Source organism: Paenibacillus sp. J14 (assembly GCF_000518465.1).
In the GTDB taxonomy this organism is placed as follows: Bacteria; Bacillota; Bacilli; order Paenibacillales; family Paenibacillaceae; genus Fontibacillus; species Fontibacillus barengoltzii.
This window is the reverse complement of record NZ_JADQ01000003.1, coordinates 113,375-137,690: the sequence shown is the minus strand read 5'-3', so window position 1 is coordinate 137,690 and position 24,316 is coordinate 113,375. Positions and strand designations below refer to the sequence as shown.

Here is a 24,316-nt window from a genome sequence, read left to right as displayed (position 1 = left end):
AAAATCGAAAGTACCGGATCAAACGAGGCAATTTTATAATGAAGGTAAGTTTTCGAAAACGATAGATTCACCAGCTTTGTCTATCAAAATGACGTGCTATAATAGGGCGAAACTAAATGGAAGCCGAAGGTGAAAAGTTCATGAACTCCATTTTGCAACCGATTACAGCACGCTTGCGCAATCTGCGCCTGGTTCACAAATTGTTTATCGGCTATATCCTGCTGATCTGTATTCCGTTTGCCGTATTTGGATTTATCTTTTATAGACAGATGTACAACAATCAGCTGGATCACTTGAAGAGCGGGAAATCTCAGATGTTAGAGCAGTCTTACCGGAACTTGGAGGTCGATCTGACGAAAATCGAAGCGATGCATGCCCTGTTTCAAAACAACACCAGCCTGACGGATTACTTGGGAGGATTCAGCGCAACCGATTGGGCGGAGGCGTACAGGTACAAGCGGGAGATTAGTCCAACCTTCTCCTTTGCCTACATTTCCAACCAGCTGGTCGACAAAATTACCATGTATAAAGCGAATCCGGATCTTCCAATTCTTTCCCCTGAAGTTCAGGATATCGCCAGATTTACTGATACACCGCAGGCTGAGGAAGTTCAGCTTCTTACTCCGAACAAGGGGCTTTGGGCTTACGAGAAATCGGATTCGCTGAACGTGCTTCCCGCGATCCGCTATTTGCACAAGATGTACAATAACAGCTACACCCGTTCCATCGGCGTCTTGCAAATCTCGTTAAACGATGGCCTCTTTAAACAGTTCTTCGATGCCCAGCAGAGCCCGGAAGACGTATGGAAGATCGTGGCGGATGACAGCGGGAACCTGCTGTATGAAGAGCCGGACAGCAAGCTGAAGGAACGGGAGAAAAGGGAGATTCTCCATCAGCTGCCGCAAGCGGGGATAACCACCTTCTTCACGAAAGATCATCGATACTTGATAGGTGCCGCGAAAATAGAACGTTTTAACCTGACGGTGGTAAAGGTGTATGACACGCGAGATGCTCTGGATTTCTGGCAGACGACTGGACTTTCGCTTGGTGTGGGAATCCTCCTGCTTACCGGGTTATCCGTAGTCTATTTTACGATCGCCACGTCGATTACCTTGCGAATTGTCCGGTTCTCCCGCCACTTAAGAAGAGTGGAGGATCCGAAGCAAGCCGTATACTCCGGGGAAGGGGGTTCGGATGAAATCGGATTTCTGATTTCTTCCTACAACTTGATGATCGGCCGGGTGGATGAATTGACACAGATGGTGAAGCAAACGGAACTGCTCAAGAAGGAAGCGGAGATCAAAATGCTGCAGGCGCAAATCAATCCCCACTTCCTGTACAACACGCTGGAAACGATGTGTATGCTGGCTGCGCTGAACGAAGATCATGAGGTCGCGGAAATTGGCCAAAAGCTGGGGAAGCTTCTCCGATACAGCTTGTCCAAAACGAAGGACGTCAGCACCTTAGGTAAGGAACTGGAGAACGTTCGACATTATCTCGACATCCATCAAGTGAGGATGGGGGATAAGCTTCAAATCGATTTCCAGATTGATATGGAAGCGCTTCAGATTCCTTGCCCAAGATTTATCCTGCAGCCTTTAGTTGAGAACAGCCTTCTCCATGGGTTCAAAAACCTTAGAGGGCCGGCAAATCTGCGTTTGGAAATGACCCAGCAGGCAGCCGGTGTGGTGTTGAAAATAGCGGACAACGGAACCGGGATCCCGGCAGAACGGTTGTCACGCATTCATGAAGTATTGGAGGGCGTTCTGGCGGTCAACCAACTCTCTTCTTCCGGCGGGATTGGCTTGCATAACGTGAACGAGCGGCTGAAAGCTTTCTATGGAAATGAAGCCGGGCTTGCGATTCAAAGCATTGAAGGGCAAGGAACGACGATAACGACCTTTCTTGGACGTGAAGGAGGACGCCATGCTTAAGCTGATGATCGTGGACGACGAGGCTATTATTGTCAAAGGCATGCAGCATCTGATTCGTAAAATGAAGACGCCATTCACGGATATTGTAGGGGTTAGCGACAGTGTCGAAGCGCTGCGGATCGCAGAAGAGTTCCAACCGGACGTCCTGATTACCGATATCCAAATGCCGGAGCTGGACGGACTGGATTTGATCCTGGCCGTTACCGAGAAGCAGGCGGCGACTCGTTTTGTGATTTTGACTGGCTATGAAACCTTTGAATATGCCCGGAAGGCGATCCGTCTTCAGGTCAAAGATTATTTGCTGAAGCCGGTGGATCACCTGGAGCTGTCCAACCTCTTAAATCGATTGTCGATGGAGATTGTTGAGGAGCGGAAAACGCTCAAGGAGGAGAACACGAAGCAGAAGTCCGGCCAAGTCAATCATCCGGGAAGCAATTACAACATCCGGAGGTTTAAGAACTTTATCCAAAGCAACTATATGCGGGATATCTCGCTGGAAGACGTCGCGGAATATCTGGACCTTCATCCGAGTTATGTATGCAGTCTACTAAAGAAGGAGACGGATCAGACCTTTGTTCAGTATTTGCGAAGCCTGCGGATTGAGAAGGGCAAAGTGCTCTTGCGGGAACTGCCCCATCTTCCGTTAGAGCAGGTTGCCAATGCGATCGGCTTTAAAAGTCAGGCTCATTTTTACAAAGTGTTCAAGCAGGAATGCGGTGTGACGCCGGGAGACTACCGGGCGATGCAACAGTAGAACTTCTTAGCAAACCGACTTCCAGACACAAAGGGTGAGGCATGTGAACGTAGTAGAAATTGAAAAGCGTACCGTGAACTGGAGAATCGAAACCGGACACCGCTTTCGCGCACTGTGGAAGTATCGCTGGCTTTATCTCTTTATGATCCCGGGAATCGTGTACTTCATTCTCTTTAAATATGTCCCGCTGTGGGGGCTGATCATGGCTTTCAAGAATTATCAGCCATATGCGGGTCTGATGGGGAGCGAGTGGGTTGGTTTAAGGCATTTTGAAAGATTTTTTGGCATGGATGAGTTTTGGCAGTTGTTCCGCAACACGCTTCTGCTGGGCTTGTACAATACGGTGATCTTTTTCCCCGTCACCATCATTCTTGCTTTGCTGCTTAATGAAATTCGCAGTGAGCTGTTCAAAAGATTTGTCCAGACGCTGGTATATGTTCCGCATTTCCTATCCTGGGTGGTCATCGCTGGGATTACCTATGTGCTGCTTTCCACTGAAAACGGTATCATTAACAGCTGGATTACGAGTTTGGGCGGACAACCGGTAGAGTTTCTGACGAGTACAACTTGGTTTCGCCCGCTGATTATCCTTCAGCTCATTTGGAAGGACGCGGGGTGGGGAACGATTATTTTCCTGGCTGCTTTGGCTGGAGTAAATACGCAGCTGTATGAGGCAGCGAAAATGGACGGGGCGAACCGGTTCCGGTTGCTCTGGCATATTACGCTTCCGTCCATCCGCAGTGTGATCGTGATTCTGTTCATCTTGCGATTAGGCACGTTCCTGGATCTTGGCTTTGAACAAATCTTTCTGATGCTGAACGCGATCAACCGCGAGGTGGGTGAGGTGTTTGACACTTACGTATACCGCGTGGGCCTCATGCAGGGGCAGTTCAGCTACAGCACGGCGGTCGGGTTGTTTAAATCCGTGATCGGATTTATTCTGGTCATCCTCGCCAATAAAATTGCCAAATGGTTTGGCGAAGAAGGCATCTACTAGAAGGGAGGCAAGGAAATGCATACGCATCCAACCAAGTGGAGCCGGTTGTTTGACAGCTTCAATTATGTGCTGCTGGGGCTCGTGGGGCTGGCGATGTTTTTGCCGTTTGTGTATGTGCTGATCACATCTTTTTCAAATCAAAATGTCGTATGGCCCACGCAATTCTCCTTGGAACCCTATCGGTATATCTTCTCCACTCAAACGTTTATCCGCAGTATCGGCGTATCGGTGTACATTACCGTGCTGGGAACGTTTCTGAGTTTGTTAGCCACGGCGCTGATGGCTTATTCGCTGTCGTTTAAGTTTTTGCCGGGGCGCAGCGGGATCCTGCTGATGGTGCTGTTCACCATGGTGTTTCAGGGCGGGATGATTCCAACCTATTTCGTTGTAAAAAATCTTCATATGCTCGACAGCACCTGGTCTTTAATGATTCCAGGGCTGATCAGCGCCTTTTATCTGATTGTGATGCGGGATTTCTTCTCAACCGTGCCGATGGAGCTGATCGAATCGGCGAAAATTGACGGTGCGCATGAATTAACGGTGCTGTTGCGGATTGTACTCCCGCTATCCCTGCCGGCGTTGGCTGCCTTTGGGTTGTTTTACGCTGTAGGCATCTGGAATCAATACTTTAATGCCATTTTGTACATCAATGAACCGGATTTATGGCCTGTTCAGGTCATTCTCAGACAGATCGTCATTCTGGCCTCTGCTGGCTTAGGGGCGGGGGATGGCGGAGAAAGTGTGGCCTATTATGGCCAAGGCGTCAAAATGGCGGTCATCGTCGTATCGACGCTGCCGATCATGATCGTGTACCCGTTTCTGCAAAAACATTTCGCGAAAGGGGCTCTGTTAGGTTCGGTAAAAGGATAACCGGCAGAGCTCTTCAAAAGGGAGGAGATATCGATATGTTGCAAAAACCACTTCGTTGGAAAAGCTGGTGCCTCGGGGCGCTCGCCCTTATTCTGACCGGTTCGCTGCTTGCAGGGTGCGGCTCCAAGGAAAACAGCGCAGATTCGAGCAGCAGCGCCGCATCAAGCGATCAACCGCTGAAGATCAAAATGACCCTGAATTTTGACGGCAAAGAGGTTCCGTCCAAAGATAATGAAGTTGAGAAAGCGATCGAGCAATATACGAATACGGATTTAGATATCACTCATATTTCAAGCAACGATTTCTGTACCAAGCTCCCGGTGATGATCGCTTCCGGCGAATTGCCCCAAGTGCTTGCCAGCTGCGGTGCGCCCAATCAATCCTATCTCATTACGGCGGCCCAAAACGGCGCCTTCTGGGATATTACGGATCTGATTAAGGAGTACAAAAATCTGTCCTCCATGCCGCAGCTTGTCTATGACAACGTCTCCATTGACGGCCGGTTGTACGGGATTCCGCGTTTCCGTCCAGTCTCCCGGTACACCTCGGTATTCCGTCAGGATTGGCTCGACAATCTCGGGATACAGCCGCCGCAAACTATTGATGAGATGTACGAGGTCCTTAAGGCATTTACCGAGCAGGATCCAGACCAAAACGGCAAAAAGGACACGATCGGCTTAACGGCCATGATCTCCAACACGTCCTTGTCGTTTGATCTTGGGGTTGCCTTCGGCGCGCCAAACAACTGGGGCGAAGTGGATGGAAAGTTCGTGAAGGCCGAAGAGACACCCGAGTATCTGAACTATCTCAAGTTTATGCGCAAGCTGTTTGAGGAGGGCTTGATGAACAAGGATTTTGCTACGATTGATGTAGGTCAAAACGAAGGGAACTTGGAGAATGGCAAAGCGGGCGTGATTAATGCTACGACCAATAACGTATTAGGCTTCCAGACCCGCGTTGAAAAAGTAAACCCGGATGCTAAGCTCAATTTTGTCAGCGCTTTGGAAGGACCAAACGGAAGACGAGTTGCCGCCGACCGCGGCTCCAACGGGATTCTGATGTTCCCGAAATCCAGCGTCAAGAGTGAAGCCGAACTGAAGCAGCTGCTCACCTTCTTCGACAAGCTGGCAGATAAGCCCATGGCAGATCTGCTGGAATGGGGGATTGAAGGCAAGCATTACGAAATGAAAGATGGCAAGCCCGTTCGCACGAATCAAGAGCAGTACGACAATGAAGTATCGTTCCCTTACAATAAACCGCTGGTGACCGTTCCATTAACGGACATCAAAACTCCTGGTGATTTGGATCCGATCTCTGAGAAAGTGCTGCAGGTCGAGAAGGACAATGAGCAATATGCGATCAAGGATCCGACCATGAGCTTAGTGTCTGATACATGGGCAGAGAGAGGCGCAGAGCTCACGCAGATTCTGCTGGATGCCAAAGTTCAGTTTATTATGGGGAAAATCGATGAAAACGAATGGAAACGGCAAGTCGAGAAGTTCAAGCAATCTGGCGGAGACAAAGTGGCTGAAGAATATGCGCAAGCCTTCGCCAAAGCTCATTAATCAAGGAAACTGCGGGATGAGTGGAAATCGGAAAAATGCTTTGGAGGGAAATACTCATGGAACTTGAGGCGCAAAAACGACAAGCAGATCCTTGCTGGCTGCGATATGCGGCTGTGGATCACCCGGAAATGTTAGAGCAATACCAGAAATGGTGCAGGGAGCTGGTCACGCCTACAAATCCAAGTCCACTTCTGACAAGTGTGATCTACGAGCTTCAGAAGGGGATGGAATCGATGTTGCATATGAAACCTCAGTGCGTCCACGATCCCGCCGAAAAATTCTCGGTATGGCTTGGAGTCAGAGGACAATCGGATCAATTCGACGAAGCGCTAGCCCCGCTGGCTGAAGCATCCGAAGACAGTTATGTGATCAAAACGTTGTCTCAGGACGGAAGGAAACACCTGCTTATTGCAGGTGTTTCTGAGCGGGGTGCCTTATACGGGGCTTTCCATCTGCTTCGCCTGATGCAAATGGGGGAATCGATTGAAGCGTTGAATATTCAGGAATCTCCCGATAACGGTCTGCGGATGATCAATCAGTGGGACAACCTGGATGGCAGCATTGAACGCGGGTATGCGGGAGGCTCTATTTTTTACAAGAACAACGAGATTCAATCGGACCTGACTCGCGTGCAGGAGTATGCCCGGATGCTAGCTTCTACGGGAATTAACGCCATCGCCATCAACAATGTGAATGTGCATGAGCGTGAATCATGGTTAATCAAGCAGCCAATGTTAGCCGAGGTGGCGAGAATTGCGGACATCTTTCGGAAATATGGGATCACCACCTTTCTCAGCATCAACTTCGCCAGTCCGATCGTAGTGGGACATCTGCCAACCGCCGACCCGCTAGACGAGGATGTGATCGCATGGTGGAAAAAGGCAGCCGATGACATTTACGAGGTCATTCCCGATTTCGGTGGTTTTCTGGTCAAAGCCGATTCTGAGTCCCGCCCTGGTCCGTTCACCTATGGCCGGAATCACGTCGACGGAGCCAATATGCTGGCCGAAGCGCTGAAGCCGTATGGCGGCCTGGTCATTTGGCGCTGCTTCGTCTATAACTGCTTCCAGGATTGGCGAGACCGTACAACCGACCGGGCCAAAGCAGCGTATGACCATTTTAAGCCGCTGGACGGACAGTTTGAGGACAACGTGATTTTGCAGATCAAAAACGGTCCGATGGACTTTCAGGTTCGAGAGCCGGTATCGCCGCTGTTTGGTGCCATGCCGGATACTAACCAGATGCTGGAGCTGCAAATTACCCAGGAGTATACGGGTCAAGCCAGACATGTCTGTTATTTGGTTCCGCAATGGAAGGAAATTCTCGCGTTTGATACGTATGCTCAAGGCGAAGGATCTGAAGTTGCCAAAATCGTATCCGGTTCGCTGTATGGCCGGAAATTAGGCGGTGTTGCGGCGGTTTCCAATATCGGCGATGATCGGAATTGGACGGGGCATATTCTGGCTCAAGCCAATCTATACGGGTATGGACGTTTGGTCTGGAATTGCAACCTATCAGCGGAGCAGATCGCTCGAGAATGGATTGCGCTTACGTTTGGCAGCGGGTCTACTCAACGAACAGAGGTGATCCTCAACCTCTTGATGACCTCGTGGCTGACTTATGAGCAATATACCGCCCCGCTTGGCGTGGGATGGATGGTGAATCCCCATCATCACTATGGGCCGAATGTGGACGGATATGAATACTCCAGATGGGGTACGTACCATTTTGCAGATCGGGACGGGATCGGGGTGGACCGCACGGTGAAGTCAGGCACGGGCTATACGGCCCAATATCGTGAGCCGAATGCGAGCCGCTATGAATCGCTGGAGACGTGCCCGGATGAACTGCTGTTATTTTTTCACCATGTCCCTTATACCCATCGGCTGCATTCCGGCAAAACGGTGATCCAGCACATCTATGACACCCGCTTCGCTGGCGCGGAGCAGGCGCAACAGTTTCTGGACGCTTGGTTGACGCTGGAAGGGCAGATGGATGAAGAAGCGTTTGAGAACGGGCGGAGCCGTCTTCTGGAACAAGCGGAGCATGCCCGGGAGTGGCGGGATCAGATCAATACGTATTTTTACCGTAAATCCGGGATTCCGGATGAGCAGGGGAGAACAATTTATTAAATTCATGATGCAATAAGAAAGCGAGAGCAGATGGGATGAACTCAAAAATTCTTTTTAATGAGGGATGGACTTTTGCCAAAAGAAGTGTGGAACCTTCCGAGGTCCAACAAACGGCAATGGCAACTGAGGTTCAAGAGACCCTGAATCGATCGGAGCTGCAGGGGCTTACGTTTGAACCGGTTGATCTGCCCCATGACTGGTTGATCTATGATACGCTGAACCTTTATGAGAACAGCATCGGTTGGTACCGTAAAACCTTCTTTTATTCCGGCAGTACGGAAGAACAGGAGGTTGTGCTCGCTTTTGACGGCGTATATATGGATTCGACGCTCTATGTGAACGGTAAGCGGATCGGGGAATGGAAGTACGGGTACTCCTCGTTTGAACATGAGATGACAGAAGCGCTTGTGCTTGGGGAAAACGAAATCCTGGTTAAAGTCGTTCACTTAAGTCCCAACAGCCGGTGGTATTCCGGGGCGGGGATCTACCGTAATGTTTGGCTGAAGACCCGCAGCCGCAGCGCTTATATCGAAACGAACGGGATCTATGTATCTACCCGACGCGCGGGGCAGGAATGGCATATGGAAATCGAGACGGAGGTGCGGATCGAACCAGAGCGCTATCCAGAGTTGATGCTGACACACAACCTGGTTTACAAAGGGGTTGTCGTGCAAACCTCATCAGCAACACTTGTACCTGCAATTCAGCCGGGGACGGGGATTCAAAACGTTCAAACCCTGAAGCTGGCTGCTCCTCGGCTTTGGAGCCCTAATGATCCTCATTTGTATACGCTCATTACGGAGCTTTCCTTACCAACGTCAGGGGAGAGCGCAGGGAGGGAAGCGTCTTTAGTTATTGAAAAGGTGACCCAACCCGTGGGGTTCCGCGAAGTGATCATGGATCCAGAGAAGGGGCTTTTCATCAACGGAGCTCCCTTGAAGCTTAACGGGGTCTGCGAGCATCATGATCTTGGAGCGTTGGGAAGCGCCTTTAACCAAGAGGCGTTAAGACGCAGGTTTCGCCTGTTGAAGGAGATGGGCGTGAACGCGGTCCGTACCGCTCACAACATGCCTGCCCCAGAATGGATGGATCTGGCAGATGAAATGGGGCTGCTTGTGGTGTCAGAAGCGTTTGATACGTGGGAGCGACCGAAAACGACGTATGACTATGCCCGTTTTTTTAAGGAATGGGCCTTGCGGGATGTAGAGAGCTGGGTCAGACGGGATCGGAACCACCCCAGCCTGTTGATGTGGAGCATTGGGAACGAAATCTATGATACCCATGCAGATGAGAGAGGGCAGGAAATCACCCGGATGTTGATGGAAGAAGTGCATAAGCACGACCCTAAACAGAACGGGAAGGTGACCATCGGTTCAAACTACATGCCTTGGGAAAATGCCCAGAAATGCGCGGATATCGTGAAAGTGGCCGGATATAATTATGCGGAAAAATACTATGAACGCCATCATGCCGAACATCCGGACTGGATCATTTATGGCAGTGAGACATCATCGGTGGTGCAGAGCCGGGGGATTTATCACTTCCCGTTGGAGCAGTCGATTCTGGCGGATGACGATGAACAATGCTCCGCGTTAGGCAACAGCCCAACCAGCTGGGGAGCCAAATCCGCGGAGGCCTGCATCGTGGCAGAACGGGATACGCCTTTCTCGATGGGGCAATTTCTGTGGACGGGGTTTGATTATATCGGGGAACCGACCCCTTATCATACGAAAAACGCTTATTTTGGCCAGTTGGATACCGCGACTTTTCCGAAAGATTCCTATTACATCTATCAATCGGCATGGACGGATTACAGGGAGCGGCCGATGGTTCATCTCTTTCCGTACTGGGATTTTAGTCCGGGTCAACTCATTGATGTTCGAGTTTGCTCCAATGCCCCAAACGTCGAGTTGTTTTGGAATGGGGTCTCTCAGGGAAGCAGGACGATTGATCATCAGCACGGACGCGAGCTTGTTCCCACATGGAAAATCCCTTATCAACCCGGGGAAATTAAAGCGATTGCTTATAATGAGCAGGGCGAAATTATTGCAACGGACGTACAAAGATCCTTTAAAGATGCTGCACGCATCAAACTTAAATCCGATAAATCATGGTTACTGGCCAACGGTACTGATCTGGCATTCATTGAAATCTCTATGGAGGATGAAGAAGCTAATCCAGTGCAAAATGCGAACAACCGAGTGACTGTAGAGGTCACGGGAGCCGGGCGGCTCATTGGATTGGATAACGGAGACAGCACGGACTACGATCCGTACAAAGGCACGAGCCGGAGATTGTTCAGCGGAAAAGCGATGGCCATCGTAGCGGCTAACCCAACTCCAGGCACGATCGTCGTGAAAGTCAGCTCGAAAGGGATGGAAAGTCAGAGCATCAGTCTTGAATCTCGGCCGGTAGATCCGGGTTCCATCACAGGGATTTCCGCTCACCTTGGAAATCAGAATTTGCCGATTGTGATGGGGGATAGGGATGAAATTCCGCTGCGAAAAATCGAGATCCTCACGTTATCCGGACAACAGCTGACGGCCAGGCTTTCCGAAATCCAACTGGAAGCCAAGCTTTACCCGGCGAATACCACCTACACGGAAGTGGAGTGGAGCGTTGTTAACGATGCGGGGATTCCATCTAACCTTGCTCAAATCGAGGCGGATGGACGTCAAGCGAGACTACATGCTCTGGGGGACGGGCGCTTCCGCGTTCGTTGCACGAGCCGCAACGGTACAGACAAAACCAAGCTGATCTCCGAGCTGGAGTTTCAAGCAGCGGGGCTGGGTGAGGCGCAGAAAGATCCATATGGCTTTATCTCGGCAGGATTGTACGATTATCACTATGGCGAGATCGGAAACGGCAATGAAAGAGGCGTGGCAACCAGCAGAGACGGGGAATCTCGGGTCGGCTTCCGGAATCTTGATTTCGGCCTACACGGGTCGGATGAAATTACGCTGCCGATCTTTGCATTAACCAGCGAGCCTTATCTGATTCAAATCTGGGAAGGGATGCCAGATGAAGAGGGCAGCGAGAAGATTGCAGAAGTGATATATCAGAAGGAAACCCGGTGGAATGTGTATCAGGAAGCGACGTTTCGTTTGAAGAAGCGGCTTCGCGGCATCTCTTCCATTTGCTTTGTGCTGCAGCAGAAAATTCATCTCAAAGGGTTCTCATTCACTCGCCAAAATCGGGCTTTTCAACAGAACGCGGCTGCGGAATGTGATCATATCTACGGGGACAGCTTCCGAATCGAAGGGACCAACGTGGAAGGGATTGGGAACAATGTGTCGCTGGAGATGAAGCAGCTAGACTTTGAGGAAGAAGGAGCAACAAAGCTGTTGATTTGCGGACATTCACCCATTGATAAAAATACGATCCATGTGCAGTTCACTGCAAATGGCAAAGAACACCGTCAGTTAATCGAATTTACACAAACGGACGGGTACGAGATCAAAGAATTCCCGTTAGAGCGCGTGACAGGCGTTCAGGATGTGACGTTTATCTTTTTGCCGGGCAGTCATTTTGATTTCAGTTGGTTTCAGTTTGTAAAGTAGAAGATAACAGAATATATATTATGTTAACAATGGATCGACTTTTGCAGAACAATTCATAAAGATTGATTTCATCCTATAAAATGAGTTAAAGTTAGCGGTGGAGCCGATCCATCGTTTTTTTATTGCTGTCCGTTGAGGGGGGATATTGATGACAAACAAAGTCACACTCAGTAACTATAGCTGCCTTTGGCCTCAGGAATTTGAGAAAGATCGTCATCGCATACTGACTTTGCTGGGGGATAAGGTGAAGCGAATTGAACATGTAGGCAGCACATCAATTCCTGGCATGGCGGCGAAGCCGATTATAGATATTGCGGTGGCGGTAGAGCGACTGACTATAATCGATGATAGTGCCATCTCGCTGCTTAGCCAGATCGGCTTTGAATACGTTCCGAAAGAGGAGTTCCCCTATCGGCTGTTCTTTCGAAGAGGCGAGTGGGGGAAGGGCACGCATCATCTCCATGTGTATGAATATCAAAGTGAAGATTGGAAGAACATGATTTTGTTTCGAGACTATTTAATTAAGTATCCGGATGTTGCGGCTCAATATTTGAACTTAAAGCGTGAATTAGCCGAGATTTGTTCTGATCGACAAACGTATACGTTGCGTAAAGCACCGTTTATTCAGAACGTAATTGCATTGGCGAAAGAAGAATTCAATCGAAATGGAATCTAAGTGATTGGATTGTAAATATTACAAACTAAAGACAATCAAGAGCTAATCATGAGCTTTGACAGAGTTCATTATGATATCGATATACATATGTACAAAATACGGGTTTTGTGAAGATGTCATAACGAGAAGGCCGCAGGAGCCTGATTAACTGCTTCCCGGCGATCTTGTATGCTTGGATTTTACTTATCCATATTAATGACAGCTTTACGCATCTCTTCATCCGTTAAGTGTGTATAGATCATCGTAGTTTGAATCGAGGCGTGGCCTAACTGGTTCTTCAGCCGCGGCACATCGTTATTCTCCTGATGATAACGCGTTGCGAAAGAATGACGCAGTGCGTGTACGGTTAATGCCGGCTTCCCAAAAGCCTTCGCATATTTCTCGATTAGCTTTTCGATTGATCTTGGCGTTAATCGCCGGTTTTTGCCTTTACGTCCGATCGGTGCGCCCATAAATAAGTAGGTTTCGGATTTTTCCGGTTTATACCGCGCTTCACGAATATTTAAATAATTTTCCAGATCCAACTTCGCTTGTTCACTGAAATAGACGTATTGTTCCTTGTTCCCTTTGCGAATGACTCGTACCAAGCCTTTGTTCATATCGAGATCTTCCAGGTTGATGCCGGCTACTTCAGATAATCGTAATCCGGATCCCAGAATTAAGGATACGATAGCAGTATCCCGTTCGCGATTAAATTCGTGAAATTGATATAATCGTTTGTTCTCCCGGTTTTGCTCACCAAAATCATAAGCCACAAACTGCCGAAACAGCTCAAAATCATCGGCCCGCAAAATTTTGCCTTCAATCCGGTTGGCGATCGTTTCTTGGCTTTCTTTCAGCGCATTAAATTCAATCTTGGCCATCACATTACGCTCAAGATAAGGCTTCAGATCCGCGGTTTCCGCTTTATTCTGTAAATAATCAAACAGTGATTTAAGCGCTGATAACTTACGGTTGATCGTTAATTTGGAGTTGCCTAACTGATATTCTAGGAACGTCAGAAAGCTTTCGATTTCTCGAACCGTCAATTTTTCGAGTACAGACAGTTCAACTTCTTTCCGACTGGGAGCTGCGAATCGTTCAGCCACGAGCCAATCAAAGAAAATGATGTAATCATGACAATAATTCAGTAATGTGGTATGCGACAGTTTCCGTTTGCGCGTATCGATATATTCAGTCACGTACCAAGGCAAATCCGTTAATTTCTCATCAATGCGGCTCATATAATGAGCTTTGGTCGTTTTATCCATGTGGAACGCGCACCTCCTGTTTCTAGAATAATCCATATCTAATTATTCGTCAAATTATTATTTTACGTAATTATAAAGAGTGATGAATAAATCTCCGCCCACCTACCTCACTCTCTTCTGAATGATCTAAATCAACCTTCCACCAATGAAAAAATACTTATCAAAGTAGGCCTTCCTCTCCCTCAATTGTTACTCTTTAGTGACTATGTAACCCAAAAGTGTGTACTTTTCCCAAGATCACTCCTAGTCCATAATGACACTTGTGGCCACAATTTTATGAAATGATGAGGAGTGTGCGATGATGTCCACAATTACAAATCAAGTTATTCTCAATATTCGGTTCAAAATAAAACCAGGAATGAAAGAAAACTTCCGAGACCGTTTGTTCTCATTGATAAATGACTTCAGAAATGAGCCTGCTTTTATCAATGCCATTGTATCTGATGATATCGACCAGCCGAATGATCTCGTCATTTACGAGATCTGGCAAGGGACCAGGGAAACCTGGATTCAGAATGAACTTCCGAAGCCTTACCGTAGTGAGTATGAAGAGGCTCTTGCAGACCTCATTGATGATCGAACAGTCAGTTGGCTTGACCCGATCGGAGAATGGGGTAGCCAACTGACTAGTGTAACTCGATAAAGATCCTATTGAATTAAAACACGGGACAATGGACAATACATGTTGATTTGTCCCGTGCCTGTTGATTTTAGAACGTTCCTGATCACTCTAGATTCAAAATCGTAATCTCGCCTGGAACGTAGGATTGCTCCGCGTAATCCTCTCCCCAATCACACAGTAATTTCAAAATGGGTTCGAGGGATCGACCTAATGCTGTCATTGAATATTCCACCTTAGGCGGTACTTGGTTGTACATTTTTTTACTGATTAATCCGTCTGCTTCTAGTTCCCGCAGTGTTTGAATCAGCATCTTTTGCGATATCTGATTTATGAGACGCTTTAGCTCCCCTGTGCGTTTAGGCCCTTTTAACAAATAATACAGCACAAGCCCCTTCCACTTTCCTCCGATGAGATCTAGAGAAATTTCCAGTCCACAGTTATAAGTTTTCATTTCATACCGCCTCCCCACATGGTTCAAGTTGAGTTATTTCAAGTTGGTCAGATTAACTTCGTAACAACGCTTTTGGGAAGCACGGCCTGATTATAGGTAAAAGGGTAAGTTTCCACGTTATAGAGTAAATGGCCACAGGTGCTGTAGCATTTATCATATTTCAAATATTAGCATGTTTTATGGAAATAAAAAAAGCCGCATTTACGCGACTTTAAGTGTATATTTCCTTTTATCTCCCGACTAATATCATATATTTATAGCTTAGAAATCCAGAGTTGTGGGACTAGCTTAAAGGCTTCACCTTTGCGCTCTAAATAAGCTAAACCTGGAAACTCTAAATGGTTTCCTGCTACTAACTGTTTCCGATCAGCTACTTCAACAAATACTTTCTTTCTCGTGGCTGCAGCGAGATCTGGATCGACGTCGTGGATTACTCCAGCGGACGGCCACGCAGGTTGTATTGCTGGCAGGTGTACAATATCTGCCCAAATGAAAACCTCCACTCCCTCGCTTTCTACCACATAACCGGTATGTCCAGGAGTATGTCCCACTAGTGGCACAGCTGTAATGCCAGGAGCAACTTCTCCGGAAGTGATTTTTACCAAACGCTCAAGGTAAGGTTTTACGGATGCTCGAACCATTTCAAAAAACGGTTTAAGACTTTCCGGTGAACGTTGCTCACCTTCTAAAGTGAGCCAAAAATCTATTTCATCTTCGTGAACTACAAGTGTAGCATTCGGAAAAACGGATTCTCCGTTCTCATCCACGAGTCCTCCACAATGATCAGGGTGCAAATGTGTCATTAAGATTAACCCGATTTCTTCCTTTTTCACGCCTGCTTTTGCTAAAGAACTTGTAAGCCATCCTAATGTAGGACCAGCAGATCCTCCCATACCGGCATCGATTAAAATTGGAGGATGATCATCGCCCCGAATAAGAAACATGTTATGAGTAAAAATCGGATTATCAGTTCGGTGCGCTTCGCGCTGAAGATAAATCCTCACTTCTTTCGGGATCGAGTGAACGGTGTCATAATCGATTGGATTATATCCATCGCTTAATGTAGTAAGTGTCTTACTCCCAATCTTCCAATTTAGGTAAGCCCCCCAAGTCTTCATCCTTATTGATCAAAGAAAACCCTCGCTTTCTAAAAGACAATTTAATAATTAAATTATTGAATTTCTAAAGTATGACGAACAAAGGTCTCAAACCCAGTACGAGTAATAATACGCTCTTCCAAAGGTTGCAACATGATGATCCGTTCTGCGTTAAGATCATCTGACATAATCACAAAGGCTTCTGCCATATGGTCAGAGAAACCAGCGCCTAACATCTCTGCTTTCACATCAATCGGGGAAGCTTGTACATAGGATGCCCCTTGGACACCAGTTACTTGACCAATAATATCGGCTGCTTCAGTTAAAGTAAGTTCATCAGGGCCTTGAACCTCGCGAGCTTCGAAACCTTCTTTCATGGGTTTCAATAAGGAACTCGCAGCAACCGCTCCAATGTCGCTTGTCGCTATCATTGGCAATCGCAAGTTTCCTCGTAACTGACTGCTTGCGTTCCCCGTGTTATTAATCGCGGAGATTAATGGGATTGCATTCTCCATAAACCAACCTGGACGCAAAACAAGTACACGCAGCGAACTTTCTGCTTGTAATCGATTTTCCAGTAAGCGAAGTCCAGCAAGGGGTCCGGATGCATGTTCATAATTTGCCCCCCAACCACTTAAAGCTACGATATTACGTACGCCGTTTTGAACTAGTGCAGGCACAATGGCATCGATGACTGCTTGCTGATAAGCTGGGAAGTCTTCACTGTCAGCTATAAAGCCCGGTTGAAGCATAACATAGGCTGCTTCTGCTCCCTGAAATGCGCGCAGCATTGCTTCCTTATCCGTTGGTTCAGCTACAAAAGCCTCAGCTCCTCTTGAAACAAAAGGCTGCAACCGATCAAGACTGCGTCCCACAACTCTAATTTGGGCTCCTGCTTCCAATAAATTTAATGCAACAGCTCGTCCAGTATTACTTGTTGCCCCTGTAACGACGATCATGAGGACTTCCTCCTAATATTTGTATTCTGGCGTACTTCAAATTTTTTACGCCATTCACTTCAAGTTAAAGTCAATTGATTGGCTCGTGACTAAGTATAGAAGCAATCAACTTATTTGGACAAGGAGGCGCTTTTTCTTCTGATAGTCACTTTTTTGTAACTACATCAACTCCAACCTCAAATCGCATAGATCACTTCAGATGATTCTTTAACCTAAAAGGACTTTAAGGTATACTAAGCATCATTAATAATTTGTGGGAATACTTAGATGGAATTTCTGTAGGAGTATTCTGGGGGGAATGACTAACATGAACATGGAAACATCTGAAATTGACCAGCAGGTTTTGAATGAGATGAAGAGTGAATGTGATATCAATGTCAATGAAACTCTAAAAATCATCGGTGGAAAGTGGAAACTCAACTTATTATGGACTATTCATGATAAAAGCAAACGGTTTAATGAACTTCGAAGAGAGCTCACCGGCATCTCTCAAAAAATGCTCACGCAACAACTTAGAGAGCTGGAAGAAGCGGGATTGATCGAAAGACGTGTCATTCCCGACAAACCCCCTAAAGTCGAATATTCTCTATCCGAATACGGAAATACATTGGAGCCATTGTTTAATGTGTTAAACCATTGGGGGCTAATGCATAGAGTTCGTACAATGAATTCTCATCCAATTCATCAAGCAAATACAGAAGAGCTTTCACAGCTCGATTCTTAATGTGGAGCCCAAAATATCAAGGAGCAAAATCGCTGGGATCTTGCTCCTTTTCTTGACTAATCGTTCTCAAATCGTTTATGATACTCAACGAAAGTTAAGTTTCAATTTCAAAGAGACGGCTCACCCAAAAGAGAATGATCATTCTAGTAGGAGAACTGTTCTGGTGAACAATCAAAAAAAGAAATGGAGCGTGTACTCAATCATGACAACCGTACTTTATATAACAGCTCATCCTTTTACAAGCGATACGTACAGCTTATCTGTTGGTGAGCAATTCATCGAAACATACAAGGAAACCCACCCTAACGATGAAGTAATTCATTTGGATCTGTATCGCATGGACATCCCGCAAATCGATGCAGACCTGTTACGTCGTTGGGGGCAACCTCCAGCAGGTCCTTCCTTCGAGGAACTCAGTGAAGAATCGAAGGCCAAAGCAATCCGAATGAATGAAATCGTAGAACAATTTATGACCGCCGATAAAGTGGTGATTGTAAATCCAGTCTGGAACTATGCCTTCCCTCCGGTTTTAAAAACTTACTTTGACGCGATCACGGTTCCTGGAAGAACCTTCACCAGAGCCAATAATGGTCGCCGAGGATTAGGGGGATTAACCGGCACGCAGCAAGGCAAAAAAGTGGTACACATTCAGGCATCCGGCACCGTACTCTCTAACGGGGAGTTCCAAGACGTTGAATTTAGCCACAGCTACATCAAAGCAACCTTGAAATTCTTAGGCATTGACGATGTTCAGGTCATTTATGTTGAAGGAACCAGTGAAAAACCAGATCAAGCCGAAGCAATTAAAGAGCAAGCCCTTCAACAAGCCATCCAAATGGCCGGAACGTTTTAAGGCATATCACCCTCTAAAAAGCACAAAGAAGTCGCATATCCTGCGACTTCTTTTTTGATTAAAGCTTCTTCCCTGCCGGAACGGTAGGATTCCAACCAACCGATGCCGCTGCTTTCTTGATCCCTTGCGGATCGGAAATGTTAAGATTTGCGTCCAATATAGAGAAAATGCTGGCTGGTCCCGATCAGAAATTCATCTTGACTCAGGCGGTAGCCGATTTCAAGCCATTTTTGATACTCCGGCTCCTCGAGCTCGTTGATTTCAGCTTCCTTGCTGCCTAAGATGTTCTCAACTCCGGCAAAGATCAGTTCTGTTAAGCCAAAGCTTGCCATCAAATTTCTAGCTTCCGGATACCCTGAAAAATAGGCCGTAGTAAACCCCTGGGTTACTTGATTTACACCATGATTTAAATAATCGAGCAGTTGATCAACGGAATCAAACGGTCGCAGTTGGGCCAGATAATCCTGAAGCGGAGCGTAATTCGAGATAAACGAGGCAACAAGAAGGCCGCCCCGTTTTAACCGATTAAGTGCTTCCTCGACCGCTTTTTTTCGATCCTTCTCCTCCACCAAATGATACAACGGCCCCATCAGCAAAATAACATCAAATTCCCCATGAACTCCGCTTAAATCTAAGGCATTCCCATGAATATAATCCTTCAGAGCAACTCCTCGTTCCTTAGCTTTAGTCCGTGCTACCTCCAGATGTCGCATAGACAAATCTAACAGAGTGACCTCATGTCCCTGCTCAGCCAAATCAATCGAATATCTGCCTGGCCCTCCCCCGATATCCAATACGCGCAATTGCTCGCCGGTAATGTATTCGTCGAGATAACGTCTTGTGATGTCGTACTCGATTCGATGTCGTTCCAACCGCTCCCATTCGTCATATTGCGTATCATACCATCGCTCGATTTCTTCCATTTCCAGCCCCCCAAACCTGTGAATATTGAAAAAGATTATAATCCCTCTTCTCCGCAAACGCCACCGCAAATATCGCAAGGATGCCCCCGCTCACCGAATGAATATTTCGTCTGGGCGCGTCTCAAACTATCGCGGAGGAACGTTCCTGGTTCTTCACCGTACAAATGAAAGGGGATGTCGATGATGACCAAATCGAAACGCACTAAAAGCATGAAAAGTCGGAAGCAAGCACAAAACCCACATGGTCCTATTAAATCGCTGGAAGAACTGGCGGATGAATACGATCAAAATCCACCGCGCAAATCATAAACCGTTTTCCAGCTAAAAAATACCACCGCCTGTCCACTGGAATTGGGCTAGGCGGTGGTAAACATTTGTGTAACATTATTTCAACGCAGACTGAATCAGCAACACCAAGCTGCTGCGCGTCACCTTGGCATTAGAGGCAAGGCCAGCCAGATTCGCTTCTTTGCCGGAGAGGACAGCAATCGCTTCGGCGGCTTCCTTTGCAGTAAGCGTGCTTTTAGGCTGGAACGTCTTTTTCCCGAGCACTTCAAGCGCCCCTGCTTGCTTAAGCGCACTAACCGCAGTCACAGCCCAGCTTGGCACTTCCGAGATGTCGGAATATCCCGCAGCTTCAGTGGATTCCGGCACTTGGAACGCACGGCTGATCATAACCGCAAATTCAGCACGGGTTACCTCCGCTTGCGGACGGAAGGTGCCATCCCCATACCCTTTGACAATACCCGCAGCTGCAGCTTCATTGATTAGCGCAGCATGGGGATCTTCAGAAATATCCGTAAATGCAGGTGTTTCAGGCATCGTGCCTGGGGCAGTTGGCGAACTGCCGCCCGCTTCCGCTGGTAATGCGGCCCCTTTCAGATCTGTGATCCGCCCTTGCGTGAAGGCTTTTATCGTCCCCACTTTGTCGAGGTACTCATGGAACACTTCATAATCCACGAGGTTCAGCTCATAGAATCGACCGGCGTCCTTTGCTTGCTTCATCGACGCGTAGAAATCCCCGCCGCTCGCCATAAACGAGTTCGTGGCCACAATGTAGTATGCTTTGGGATCGATATCGGAATAAGTGCCATCTTCGTTTTGAATTTGGACTTTCACGATGCGTTGTCCGGATTGTGTCTTCTCACCCGTCACATCGTCGATCACTTCACCCGGTTTCGTAGAATCATAGTAGAAGCGCAGACCCGAAACTTGCGGGAAGCGCCCTTCCCCATTTTCGACACCGCTCACACCGTTCTCTAGTGCGGCGACAATTTCTTCTCCTGTCATTTTTAGTGCCGTTAGATTGTTTCCGAACGGCATGGTGGTGAGCAGATCCCCCAGGGTAATATCCCCGGCTTTAATTGAAGCGCGAATCCCGCCCCCATTTTGGATCGTGACATATCCTTTCACGTCGGATTCTTTCACGATGCTCTTCACTTTCGAGCGCATGCCATCCGCGATCAAGTCGCCGAGATTTGTCTCTTGCTTACGTACACTGCCGCGTTCGCCGTCCAAATCCGTTTCGGTCTTCCCGATCACCGTCTTCTTCAGCTCTTCCAGCGGAGCAGCATAATCCTTCAGCTTGGCTTCAGCTGCAGCATCGCTCTGTATCACATAGTTATCGGCATCATCTTTGGCATCCAGCGCAATTAACTCGCCTTTCCAAGCGGTTAGTTTTCCTTCGGAGTCAAAAGTGACATCCAGTTGACCTAAATTTTGATTATATTCGCCGGTCTGCACGATCAACGTAGGTTCTTCATCGGCATGATGGACCTCCGGAGCATTCAGAACGGTATGGGAGTGGCCGCCTACAATAATATCAATCCCATCGACGGCTTCAGCCAGTTGTTGGTCAACGGTATACCCTAAATGAGACAACACAACGATTTTGTTGATCCCTTCGGCTTCCAAAGCATCAACTTGCTTCTGTGTGCTTTCAACTTCATCCGCGAACTTGATGTCAGGACCAGGCGAGGATAACACGGAGGTTTCAGGCGTAGTTAAGCCAATGATCCCCACCTTCTCCCCGGCAATTTCCTTAATTACGGCCGGGTAAATTTGACCTGACTCTCCTGGTTTGCCCAGCTCGGAATGGCTTAACCCTTTCAGGTCCGCATCCGCACTAAAGTCCAGATTGGCACTAACAAATGGGAACTTGGCCTGCTTAATGAACTCGGCTAATGTACTTGGTCCTTTGTCGAATTCGTGATTCCCAAACGTCATGGCATCATATTTCAACTCGTTCATAAAGTACAGATCGGCCAAACCGTTAAATTGATTGAAATATAACGTTCCCGAGAAAACATCCCCTGCATCCAGCAACAACGTGTGATCGTTTCTTGCTGTGTTGATGGCCGTCACCCTGCGAGCGATGTTGTCCAGGTGGGCATGCGTGTCATTCGTATGTAGGACGCGCAGTTCGAAGTCCTTGGCCGCTGAACTACCGGATTCCGCCGCATTTACGGACAACCCCACCGCTCCAGAAGCAAGTCCTGCAACGAGGGTACTGATCGCCAGAAACTTGCCGACGGCTTTGTTTCTCCAAACCATTAATCTAATTCCTCCTCTACCATTTTTTGATACACTACTCTATTAAATATAAGTAGAAGAGTTTTTAAAGTAAATCATTTAAATCAAATTAATGATTATAATTTACAAATTTTCATGTTTCATGACATAAAAGAATAAAAACTTGGTGAATCGGGTATTTTATGATCGGCAAAAAGACTGAACTATAAGACAACAGGAGGTTACCTAATGGACAGTCAACGCGCGAAAGAGATTGTCGCTTCCCCTACTATGATCAACGTCACTTACGATGGAGAACCGGTGTACATTCAACATGTTGACGATAAGAAAGAAACCGCTCGGATTTATCCGCTTAGTCAACCGGAGAACGAAAAAGAAGTTGCATTATCCCAACTGAATGAACAATAAAACAAAGGCAGAAGGCTCTCGTTTGATGCGAGCTCCTTCTGCCTCTTTATTTTGCAAGCCATTTAACGTAGTTTACATAACATTTGTTATGTCACTATCATTTTCGATCGCACCAGCTAATACCATCGCATTGATGCCATTCACGAAGGCCTGACCGCTCGCTTTGATAATATCGGTGTCCATGGCACGTCCTGTGTAGGCTTTTCCTCCGGCCTCAAGTTGAATGTTCACCCGTCCGATCGCTTCCTTCCCATGGGAAATGCTGTTGATCTTATAGGAGGTCAGTTTGGCATCGATGCCAGTTAACGACTTGATCGCACTATACAACGCGTCGATCGGACCATCTCCAATTGCGCTGCCCTTCCGCTCTTGTACGTTGATCTTCAAGGTGACGGTGGCCGTTGGGCATATGTCATTCGTCACGACTTGGAACGACGTGAGCTCGAACAGCGGATGAGCAGCATCGCTTGGCTCTTGATGTTCACTCAGCAGGTAATAAAGGTCATGGTCGTACACTTCTTTTTTCGCATCAGCCAATGTCAAAAACCGTTGGAACAACCGCTCAAACCCTACGGTATCCGATGTATCGAAGCCCAGCTTCTCCACCGCGTGCTTCACCGCATGCCGACCCGAACGGGCCGTCAGGATCAGTTCCATACTTTCCGCCCCCACCTCTTCAGGGGACATAATTTCATACACCTGCTTATCCTTCAACAGACCGTCTTGATGGATTCCAGAGGAATGAGCAAACGCATTGTCGCCGGTGATCGCTTTGTTCACCTGCACATCGAGCCCCGTTAAATGGGTCAGCAACCGCGACGTACGAATCAGCTCCGTCGTATCGATGTTCGTGCGACAGCCGTACAGCCCCTCGCGTACCTTCAGTGCCATCACCGCTTCCTCCAGCGAAGCATTGCCGGCCCGTTCCCCCAGACCGTTAATGGTGCATTCAATTTTCTCGGCCCCGTTTTTGATGGCGCTTAAGGTATTGGCCGTAGCCAGACCGAGATCGTTATGACAATGGACACTGAGGATCACAGAATCGTCGAGGTTTTTCAGCCGCTCGTGAATGCGCCGGATCAGGTGGCCAAATTCCTCCGGCTCCGCGTAACCGGCGGTATCCGGAATATTGATCATCGTCGCACCGGCTTTGACAACGGCTTCGATCGTCTTCCACAAATATTCAAAGTCCGCCCGCGAAGCGTCCTCGGTAGAATATTGAACCTGCGGCAGCAGTGTTTTCGCATATTTCACCGCATCGACACCCATTTGCAGAACGGCATCTTTAGAGCGGTTAAATTTCTTCTCCACATGGACGTTAGAGGCGCCAAGCACGATATGGATTAACGGCTGTTCGGCCTCACGGATGCTTTCGTACACGGCATCGATGTCGGATTTTACCGCCCGTGCCAACGCGGTAATGCCTACACTGTCTCCTACGGTTCGGGCAATTTGCTGCACCGCCTGAAAATCACCTTGTGAGGACGCAGGGAAGCCGGCCTCAATAATATCTACACGGAGGCGCTTCAGCTGCTGAGCAAACTCCAGCTTTTGCCGTACGTTTAACTTGGCACCAGGGACTTGCTCCCCATCGCGTAACGTTGTATCCAGTACGATAATGTTGCGGTAACGTTCCATCTGAAAGTTCCTCCTTGATTTTGGAATTTGGATTGAATCTATGTGAAGCGGGGTTGATTAAACCCGGACTTTAATCAACAAAAAAACCCCGTCTCTGCTATAGAGACGAGGTTGAACCCGCGGTACCACTCTAATTCATTTCACATGATGAAATGATCTCTTTCGATGGCGAACACCATCTATCCTTGTAACGGCGGAATCCCGGCTTACCCTACATATCAGGCAGCTGTTCATAGACGAGTTCAACATGACGGACGCTGCCGTTTCGCACCACCCAACGGCTCTCTGAAAGGTCAAATCACGTTTACTATTTCTAATCAACACATTTGGCAATATGGAATTATTGGATATTATATGCACCTAATAACGGA

20 protein-coding genes and 1 other annotated feature are annotated in these 24,316 nt (G+C 47.6%); of the genes, 13 read left to right on the top strand and 7 right to left on the bottom strand.

Features of this window, described 5'->3' with window-relative positions; translation table 11 throughout:
- The first annotated feature begins 140 nt into the window (after nt 1-140).
- The 8 genes from M891_RS0102085 (at nt 141) to M891_RS0102050 (ending at nt 12,488) form a co-directional block, all read left to right on the top strand.
- Nucleotides 141-1,934 (top strand): cache domain-containing sensor histidine kinase, encoded by a 1,794-nt coding sequence (locus M891_RS0102085; RefSeq protein WP_176222375.1) that lies wholly within the window; start codon nt 141-143, stop codon nt 1,932-1,934.
- Complete coding sequence (locus tag M891_RS0102080; RefSeq protein WP_028537639.1) at nt 1,927-2,688, top strand: response regulator transcription factor; 762 nt, start codon at nt 1,927-1,929, stop codon at nt 2,686-2,688. Before M891_RS0102085 ends, M891_RS0102080 begins: the two co-directional genes overlap by 8 nt.
- 73 nt (nt 2,689-2,761) lie before the next feature.
- Nucleotides 2,762-3,685, top strand: a complete 924-nt coding sequence (locus tag M891_RS0102075; protein ID WP_232228271.1) for an ABC transporter permease — start codon at nt 2,762-2,764, stop codon at nt 3,683-3,685.
- 15 nt (nt 3,686-3,700) lie between these two features.
- The gene (locus M891_RS0102070; RefSeq protein ID WP_028537637.1) at nt 3,701-4,555 is read left to right on the top strand and encodes a carbohydrate ABC transporter permease; all 855 of its coding nucleotides are present in this window, start codon (nt 3,701-3,703) and stop codon (nt 4,553-4,555) included.
- A 35-nt stretch (nt 4,556-4,590) separates the two neighbouring features.
- The gene (locus M891_RS0102065; protein ID WP_051416805.1) at nt 4,591-6,120 is read left to right on the top strand and encodes an extracellular solute-binding protein; all 1,530 of its coding nucleotides are present in this window, start codon (nt 4,591-4,593) and stop codon (nt 6,118-6,120) included.
- 56 nt (nt 6,121-6,176) lie between these two features.
- Nucleotides 6,177-8,252, top strand: a complete 2,076-nt coding sequence (locus tag M891_RS0102060) for an alpha-glucuronidase family glycosyl hydrolase (RefSeq protein ID WP_028537635.1) — start codon at nt 6,177-6,179, stop codon at nt 8,250-8,252.
- Between the two features lie 35 nt (nt 8,253-8,287).
- The gene (locus M891_RS0102055; protein ID WP_028537634.1) at nt 8,288-11,812 is read left to right on the top strand and encodes a glycoside hydrolase family 2 TIM barrel-domain containing protein; all 3,525 of its coding nucleotides are present in this window, start codon (nt 8,288-8,290) and stop codon (nt 11,810-11,812) included.
- Between the two features lie 148 nt (nt 11,813-11,960).
- Nucleotides 11,961-12,488 (top strand): GrpB family protein, encoded by a 528-nt coding sequence (locus M891_RS0102050; protein ID WP_028537633.1) that lies wholly within the window; start codon nt 11,961-11,963, stop codon nt 12,486-12,488.
- A gap of 179 nt (nt 12,489-12,667) precedes the next feature.
- Here the strand turns inward: M891_RS0102050 and xerS are convergent, their stop codons facing one another.
- Nucleotides 12,668-13,738: a tyrosine recombinase XerS gene (xerS, locus tag M891_RS0102045; RefSeq protein WP_028537632.1), complete on the bottom strand. Its 1,071-nt coding sequence runs from the start codon at nt 13,736-13,738 to the stop codon at nt 12,668-12,670.
- Nucleotides 13,739-14,039: 301 nt separating this feature from the next.
- Between xerS and M891_RS0102040 the strand changes: the two genes are divergently transcribed.
- Nucleotides 14,040-14,381 carry a putative quinol monooxygenase gene (locus M891_RS0102040; protein WP_028537631.1) on the top strand — a complete coding sequence of 114 codons (342 nt, stop codon included), beginning with the start codon at nt 14,040-14,042 and terminating at the stop codon, nt 14,379-14,381.
- Nucleotides 14,382-14,463: 82 nt separating this feature from the next.
- Here the strand turns inward: M891_RS0102040 and M891_RS0102035 are convergent, their stop codons facing one another.
- The 3 genes from M891_RS0102035 to M891_RS0102025 all read right to left on the bottom strand — a co-directional run bounded on the left by M891_RS0102035 (nt 14,464) and on the right by M891_RS0102025 (nt 16,867).
- A complete protein-coding gene (locus tag M891_RS0102035; RefSeq protein ID WP_028537630.1) occupies nt 14,464-14,811 on the bottom strand; it encodes a winged helix-turn-helix transcriptional regulator in 348 nt (115 codons plus the stop codon).
- 254 nt (nt 14,812-15,065) lie between these two features.
- Entirely contained in the window at nt 15,066-15,929 is an 864-nt protein-coding gene (locus M891_RS0102030; RefSeq protein WP_036699209.1) for an MBL fold metallo-hydrolase, read from the bottom strand.
- Between the two features lie 53 nt (nt 15,930-15,982).
- On the bottom strand, nt 15,983-16,867 hold the full coding sequence (locus M891_RS0102025; protein WP_016312135.1) for an NmrA family NAD(P)-binding protein: 885 nt from the start codon (nt 16,865-16,867) through the stop codon (nt 15,983-15,985).
- Between the two features lie 307 nt (nt 16,868-17,174).
- Here M891_RS0102025 and M891_RS23155 point away from each other — a divergent pair, with 307 nt between their 5' ends.
- Nucleotides 17,175-17,591 carry a winged helix-turn-helix transcriptional regulator gene (locus M891_RS23155; RefSeq protein ID WP_016312134.1) on the top strand — a complete coding sequence of 139 codons (417 nt, stop codon included), beginning with the start codon at nt 17,175-17,177 and terminating at the stop codon, nt 17,589-17,591.
- Between the two features lie 202 nt (nt 17,592-17,793).
- Nucleotides 17,794-18,444 carry an FMN-dependent NADH-azoreductase gene (locus M891_RS0102015; RefSeq protein WP_028537627.1) on the top strand — a complete coding sequence of 217 codons (651 nt, stop codon included), beginning with the start codon at nt 17,794-17,796 and terminating at the stop codon, nt 18,442-18,444.
- A 140-nt stretch (nt 18,445-18,584) separates the two neighbouring features.
- Here the strand turns inward: M891_RS0102015 and M891_RS0102010 are convergent, their stop codons facing one another.
- Nucleotides 18,585-19,367: a class I SAM-dependent methyltransferase gene (locus tag M891_RS0102010; protein ID WP_028537626.1), complete on the bottom strand. Its 783-nt coding sequence runs from the start codon at nt 19,365-19,367 to the stop codon at nt 18,585-18,587.
- A gap of 183 nt (nt 19,368-19,550) precedes the next feature.
- On the opposite strand from M891_RS0102010, the gene M891_RS25680 reads away from it, so the two are divergent.
- Nucleotides 19,551-19,676: a DUF6254 family protein gene (locus tag M891_RS25680; RefSeq protein WP_232228264.1), complete on the top strand. Its 126-nt coding sequence runs from the start codon at nt 19,551-19,553 to the stop codon at nt 19,674-19,676.
- A 75-nt stretch (nt 19,677-19,751) separates the two neighbouring features.
- Here M891_RS25680 and M891_RS0102000 read toward each other — a convergent pair whose 3' ends face one another.
- Nucleotides 19,752-21,920, bottom strand: coding sequence for a 5'-nucleotidase C-terminal domain-containing protein (locus tag M891_RS0102000; RefSeq protein WP_028537625.1), 2,169 nt, complete (start codon nt 21,918-21,920; stop codon nt 19,752-19,754).
- 207 nt (nt 21,921-22,127) lie between these two features.
- Here M891_RS0102000 and M891_RS0101995 point away from each other — a divergent pair, with 207 nt between their 5' ends.
- Nucleotides 22,128-22,307, top strand: a complete 180-nt coding sequence (locus M891_RS0101995) for a small acid-soluble spore protein H (protein ID WP_028537624.1) — start codon at nt 22,128-22,130, stop codon at nt 22,305-22,307.
- A 72-nt stretch (nt 22,308-22,379) separates the two neighbouring features.
- On the opposite strand, the gene M891_RS0101990 is transcribed toward M891_RS0101995, so the two are convergent.
- Nucleotides 22,380-23,945 (bottom strand): 2-isopropylmalate synthase, encoded by a 1,566-nt coding sequence (locus M891_RS0101990; protein ID WP_028537623.1) that lies wholly within the window; start codon nt 23,943-23,945, stop codon nt 22,380-22,382.
- Between the two features lie 98 nt (nt 23,946-24,043).
- Nucleotides 24,044-24,275, bottom strand: a binding site (T-box leader).
- Nucleotides 24,276-24,316 lie beyond the last annotated feature (41 nt).